Raw genomic sequence first — 6,253 nt, 5'->3', positions numbered from 1 at the left:
GATTTGGATACCGAAATATGAATTATTCTCTTAATATTGTTTAATATTAATTCAGGTGATTCATCTTTAGTAATGAAAAAGAGATTAGAGAATGAGATGTATAATCCCTTATCCAAGTCTGTACTCAATACAATAATGGGAACATGTTCATTCAAATGTCTGATTTTTTCAACAAATTCTAAACCGGACATTTTCGGCATATGGTGATCAGTGATTATCAGATCATACCTTTCATTATATGCCGTTTCAAGTGCTTTGACAGGACATTCAACAGAATCAACCGATATATCACCCTGCTTTTCAAGGATTAATTTGCATACTTTAAGAATGTCTGGATCGTCATCAAGATGGAGTACTTTGTAAGAAATATTACCCGAATCTAATGATTTTATTTGAGGAGTGCCAGAGGGGCAATTTAAGTCTGGATTAGTAAAGGAATTTATTGAGTCCATGTCAAATCAACAGAAATATTTCCTGCCTGCAATTGCGGGTATTATGAGATCCATATTGCAATGGTTTCTTATACCTGATTCGTAATACCCTTTAGATTCAGATGAACTGTTAATTATAAATAAAATTCAGAACTCAGGTTGCAGATATCATACTATCAGATTTGTACGTCAAACCCTTTCGTTGCATATTGTATGCTCTAAAAATTCAGGGTTACAATTCTATTTGCGGGCGTTTTTAAACTAGTACGGTTACTTCTATAATAGTATGATGCCTTGACCTAATTCAGAGCCAGCCCTGTTAAAGATGAAAATTGATGCTGGCACCGATGCTCACCCGATCCGGTACATTCCCCTTGGAATCCGGATCTCAAACCTAGCACCTGTTCCCGGAGAACCAGTCTCATAAATGGAGATCCCGGTAAGATCCAGTATCTCCCGGGCAAGAAACATCCCCAGACCGGTATTTTTCCCGTACCCACGCTCAAATATCAATTCCTTCTCGTCGGGAGGAATACCGACCCCGTTATCTTCCCACACCACCACCAGATCACCCATATCTTCATTGGCAGACAATCTGATTTTAGTCACTTTTTCACCATGTCTGATTGAATTATCCAGCAGATTAAAAAATACCTTTTCTATCATCGGATCCGCAAATACGGATACCTGCTTCAGATCCTGATGCAGGGTGATAGTGGCTGGAATGACAATCTCTGATATGATCGAGTCGAGATCGATCCATTGCGGCTCCTTTACACCGAGATCCTCGTATATCCGGGTAAATGTAATCTGGGATTGAATCGCATGGGCCGCAGATTTGATCCGTTTATGGCATTCAGGAAGATCAGGATCGGAATTTTTCCTCTCTGCAACCCCTATAGATCCGAGGATGACCGAGAGTTTATTAAGAATGTCATGCCGGGTAATCCCGGTAAGCAGATTGAGTTGGCGGTTAGCTTTTTTAAGCGCCTCTTCAATCTGTCTACGCTCAGTGACATCGTGGCAGATTCCCTGGATACTCACCACGGTACCGGTCGCATCAAAGACCGGGGAGAGACTCTGACTATGCCACTGCCAAGATCCGTTCTTGTGGCAAACACGATATCCTTCGACTCTTAACTTCTCCCCGGCGTTGATAATGTGGTTAAAAGCTGCCAGATTATGGGCATAATCATCTGGATGAGTAAAAAGAGAGGCGGGTTTTCCAATCACCTCACTTACATCATGACCCAGCAGTTCGGTCCAATTGGGAGAAGCATAGGTGAAAACTCCGTCAGGGGTCAGTGAAAAAACGATTGCATTTGCATTCTCGACAAACGAACGGTATTTCTCCTCACTTGCTGCCAGTTTACCCTCTGCTTCTTTCTCGCTGGTGATATCAAGATCAACCCCGCAGTAGCCGGTAAAGGCACCCTGTTCATCATATACCGGCACTGCATTGGATTTCAGATACACATGCCGTCCTTTCCTATCCAGGTTGCAATTTACCAGATCATTGATAACCCGGTACCTTTTGATTGCATGCATCACTACCGCTTTGAGTTCCTCACGAACATCAGGATCAAAAAGATCATAGAAATGTTTTTTTCCAACCAGTTCATCAGGCCAGTATCCAAGAATTGCGTAAACCGCAGGACTTGCATAGGTGTAGATACCATCAGGGTCAATCTCCCAGATCCATGAACCTGCATTCTGTGTTACCGCGAGAAACCGCTTCTCACTTCTTCGCAGAGTATCCTCGATCTCTTTTTGCTGAGTGACATCAGTGACAATTCCTTCAAGTGCTACCGGCTTTCCTGAATCATCATATACTACCACATTCCGTTGGTTACACCAATGGGCATTCCCACACCGATCAAGGATTTTGTACTCTGAAATAGGAGGGATATTCCCTTTCAGTGCCTGACTCCACTGCAGATGATAATACTCCTGCCAATCCGGGTGTATCACATGCTGAAACAGAGTAGGATCTGCATAGAGTTCTTCAGGTGTATATCCGGTAAGGTTCGTTGTAGCAGGACTGAGGTATTCGAATCTCTGATCAGAAAGGGAGATCCGATAGAGCATATCCAGTGCATTTTCTGCAAACCAACGGTATCTTGCATGTTCCTCCTGTAATACCTCTTCAGCCTGCTTCCTTTCAGTGATGTCCCTCACAACAACCTGATATTCATCAGGGGCGTCGCTCTTGTCGAATAATGCACGGACAGACCATACCAGCCAGAATTTCGCGTTGGTATGATTATGTATCATCTGTTCCATCTCACGTACAGGTTCATTCCGTGATAATCCGGCTAAAAAAGATACGAAACGGGGATAACTATCCTGAAGGAATTCATGAATTGCCATTCCCTCAACCGGTACAAGACCAAGATTTTGCAGGGAGAACCGGTGAAATGCCTCGTTAATGAAAGTGATGATGCCATCGGGGGTGAGTCTGATGATCATCTCATCCAGATTATTGACTATCGAGCGGTATCGTTCCTCACTTCTTCGCAGTTCGCCTTCAGTCTTTTTTAACTGAGTGATCTCACGGATTGACTCAATGGCACCGGTAACCTCTCCGGCATCAGTATACAGTCTGCAGACTTTGTTCTGAACAAATACCGGGGTTCCGTCCAGTTTGATGGTTTCTGTCTCACCGATAAGCGAGTCACCATCCCGGTGGAAAGTGAGGTAATATTGAAGGATTTTTTCATCAGGTTCATCGATCAGATCAATGAGCAGGGGACGATCATCGGTATAAAATGCTGCAGAATATTCTTTCTTTCCCTTCCCCAGCATCTCTGCTGTTGATAATCCGGTCAACGCTTCAAGAGCACGGTTCCAGGCAGTCACCGAACCGCTCATATCGATCGCAAAGGTTGGATCAGGAAAGAACCCGATAATATCAGATAACCGTTTGTCTGAATCCCAAAGTAACTGCCTGATCCGGTTTTTCTCTACTGCGATCCGGATCTTGTGTCCAAGTTCAGCAAACTGGGCGATCGGATCTCTTCCTTTCTGTACGTAAAAATCAGCACCGTTATTGATAGCCTGGATTACTACTTCCTCCCGTCTCCGTCCGGTAAACAGGATAAATGGGATGTTATCACAGATTCTCCGGACCTCCTGCAAAAAAGCGATACCATCCATCCCGGGCATCTGGTAATCTGAGACGATGACTTCATACGTCTGAATGGTGGAAGATTTCAAGGCCTCATGTGCCGATTTCAGAGTATCGACACTGAACTCTCCTAATCGTTCCAGAAATGCCTTGCCCATGCTTAGAAGATCCGGTTCATCATCTACATAGAGAACAGTGATCTTCTGGTGATTCCCGGAACCTGTATCTGGTTTGTTCATATCAGGGACCTTTTCCGGGTTGCCCGGAAACCTGCACACCGTTTGTAGAGCATGACCTGACACAGGAAAGCCAGGTTGGATAGAAGAGATCTACGTTTTGAAACGCCTAAAAGATATCGATTTACCCCGTGATTTTTTCAGACCCGGTGCAAAAACGAAGACCAAATAATGAGAGTACTTCCGATTCAACCATCATCATGAATCAAATAAAGAGTCTGAAATCTGATCAAAACAATCCGGGAATTAGCCGGCAGGTTCGTTCACAATACTGATGATATTCATACCCAAACCGGTTATGCAGAGTATCCTCTTCCACGAAAATCCGGACCAGAATTACCGGGGCCAGACCACCAAGTACAAGGATCGGGACCAGATAATTAACGCATATCAGCGAAACACCACAGACAACTACCATAAACCCTAAGCCTGACGGATGACGGATATACCGGTACAGGCCGGTCCGGATAAGGTGGTGACCGTGATCTGCAATCATCTTCGGACTATAAAAAACTCCCAATTCGCTGGCTGCACTGAACCTTATTGCCATACCAACCCATATGAGAAACAGACTGACTATGGTGATCCGGGTTGGGTCAGCAGAGAACTGAAAGAGCGGATTGAGTGCAGCAAGGAGTGCCAGTAGGATGCAAAATATTGCATAGAAGATGAGCACGATCCGTATCCTCACGGAACAATGGCAGGAGATCCCTTTGTTTCGCACAATCAGCACGGTTTCACCGATTATCCAGATCACCACCGAGGGATACCAGAGCGGAATCAAAGGGGAGAGTAAGGCCGGTGAGAGAGTCATCTTGTATCATCCTATGTCAGGATATCTTAAGAATGCAGCTAGGACTACATGATATGACCTGATGGTACCAGGTATCATGATTTTTTCGGCGGTTTACCGTGATACTTATTTGTACTGATCAGAGAATTCCATTACTACCATATTTTTCCATCAAAAACATCAGATTCATAAAATATATCGAAAAATATATTTATTTTTAAATGTTACGAAGAACTACCGAATGGTGGATGAGTGGAATGCATCAGGGAGGAAAAGCGGGGACATATGAAAAGAGATATTAATTTCGTAAATACCAGAAGGCAGCTTTGTGCATTGGTGATTGGACTGGCCTGCATCGGACTGCTACTGACGTTTGTATCTGCTGAACCGATACCGGATCCGAATGTCGGATTACACCAGCATCAGGGAACAACCGTAAACACAACTACTGCCCAGGTACCAGCTCAAACCGGACAAGTGGCTGTGTCTGCTCAAGGTGTATCAAGAACCAGTCAGGTACAAACATCAGCAGCATCTGGTGAGAATAATATCTCACCGATTGGCATCAACTGGCTGAAATGCTTTGGGGGAAGCAGTTCTGAAGGTTCACGCTCCCTGATCCCGACATCTGACGGTGGATACCTATTTAGTGGATACACCATGTCAACTGACGGGGATGTAACCGGAAACCATGGAAAATATGACTACTGGGTCGTGAAACTCAACTCCACGGGAATCATTGAATGGCAGAAATGCCTCGGAGGATCTGACACTGATGGAGGGGTTGGGGTAAATCAGACTGCCGATGGCGGGTATCTGGTTTGTGGATATCCCTACTCCTCTGATGGCGACGTGATCGGAAACCACGGGTATGACGATTCATGGACCGTAAAGCTTTCAGGTAATGGCTCGGTTGAATGGGCAACCTGTCTGGGTGGAACTGCTCATGACTGGGGATGGGTAGATATTCAGACATCTGACGGCGGATACCTGATAGGGGGAGGAACCGGATCGTATGATGGTAATGTAACCGGGATGCACGGGGTCTATGATGCCTGGATCCAGAAACTCAGTACCAATGGAACACTCCAGTGGCAGAAATGCCTTGGAGGAACAAAAGATGACGGAGCAAACACGGTACTCCAGACATCTGACGGCGGGTACCTTGCAGGAGGGTACGTCTTGTCAGACGATGGCGATGTCACCAATAACCATGGGTATTACGACGCTTGGATCGTGAAACTCAACACCACCGGTGCAATCGAATGGCAGAAGACCTATGGTGGATCCGGAGATGAGGATGCAAGAATGGTTATTCACACCGATGATGGTGGATTTCTGTTTGCAGGATATACAAATTCAACCAACGGGGATGTTGCAGGAAACCATGGAGATTATGATGCATGGATCGTGAAGATCAATGCAACCGGGACCATTAACTGGCAGAAGACCTACGGAGGATCCGGAGATGATGATGCAGAAGCAGTAATCAGAACCACTGACGGTGGGTATCTGGTCAGTGGATATACCAACTCCAATGACGGGAATGTAACCGGGAACCATGGAGGTTATGATGCATGGATCATAAAAATCGACGCAACCGGGAACCTGAAGTGGCAGAAGACAGTCGGAGGAACCGGTGACGATGATGCACTTACTGCTGCAG

4 protein-coding genes are annotated in these 6,253 nt (G+C 45.2%); 1 reads left to right on the top strand and 3 read right to left on the bottom strand.

From position 1 onward, the window contains the following. From LUQ50_RS03195 to LUQ50_RS03185, 3 genes are all read right to left on the bottom strand, one after another. The coding region (locus tag LUQ50_RS03195) for a response regulator (protein WP_300036088.1) at positions 1-452 on the bottom strand (452 nt) is incomplete at its 3' end. Between the two features lie 330 nt (positions 453-782). After that, positions 783-3,797 carry a response regulator gene (locus tag LUQ50_RS03190; RefSeq protein ID WP_300036085.1) on the bottom strand — a complete coding sequence of 1,005 codons (3,015 nt, stop codon included), beginning with the start codon at positions 3,795-3,797 and terminating at the stop codon, positions 783-785. Between the two features lie 226 nt (positions 3,798-4,023). Beyond that, positions 4,024-4,608, bottom strand: a complete 585-nt coding sequence (locus LUQ50_RS03185; RefSeq protein WP_300036082.1) for an isoprenylcysteine carboxylmethyltransferase family protein — start codon at positions 4,606-4,608, stop codon at positions 4,024-4,026. Positions 4,609-4,872: 264 nt separating this feature from the next. On the opposite strand from LUQ50_RS03185, the gene LUQ50_RS03180 reads away from it, so the two are divergent. After that, positions 4,873-6,253, top strand: a 1,381-nt coding sequence (locus LUQ50_RS03180) for a hypothetical protein (RefSeq protein WP_300036079.1), incomplete at its 3' end; no start/stop codon positions are given.

The sequence above is a fragment of the Methanospirillum sp. genome (assembly GCF_028679455.1).
GTDB lineage: Archaea > Halobacteriota > Methanomicrobia > Methanomicrobiales > Methanospirillaceae > Methanospirillum.
The sequence above is the reverse complement of the archived record's forward strand: the minus strand, read 5'-3'. Positions and strand labels throughout refer to the sequence as shown.

Coding starts and splice junctions, on each gene's coding strand:
- LUQ50_RS03190 (WP_300036085.1), bottom strand. CDS start 3,797: ATGAACAAACCAGATACAGGTTCCGGGAATCACCAGAAGATCACTGTT.
- LUQ50_RS03185 (WP_300036082.1), bottom strand. CDS start 4,608: ATGACTCTCTCACCGGCCTTACTCTCCCCTTTGATTCCGCTCTGGTAT.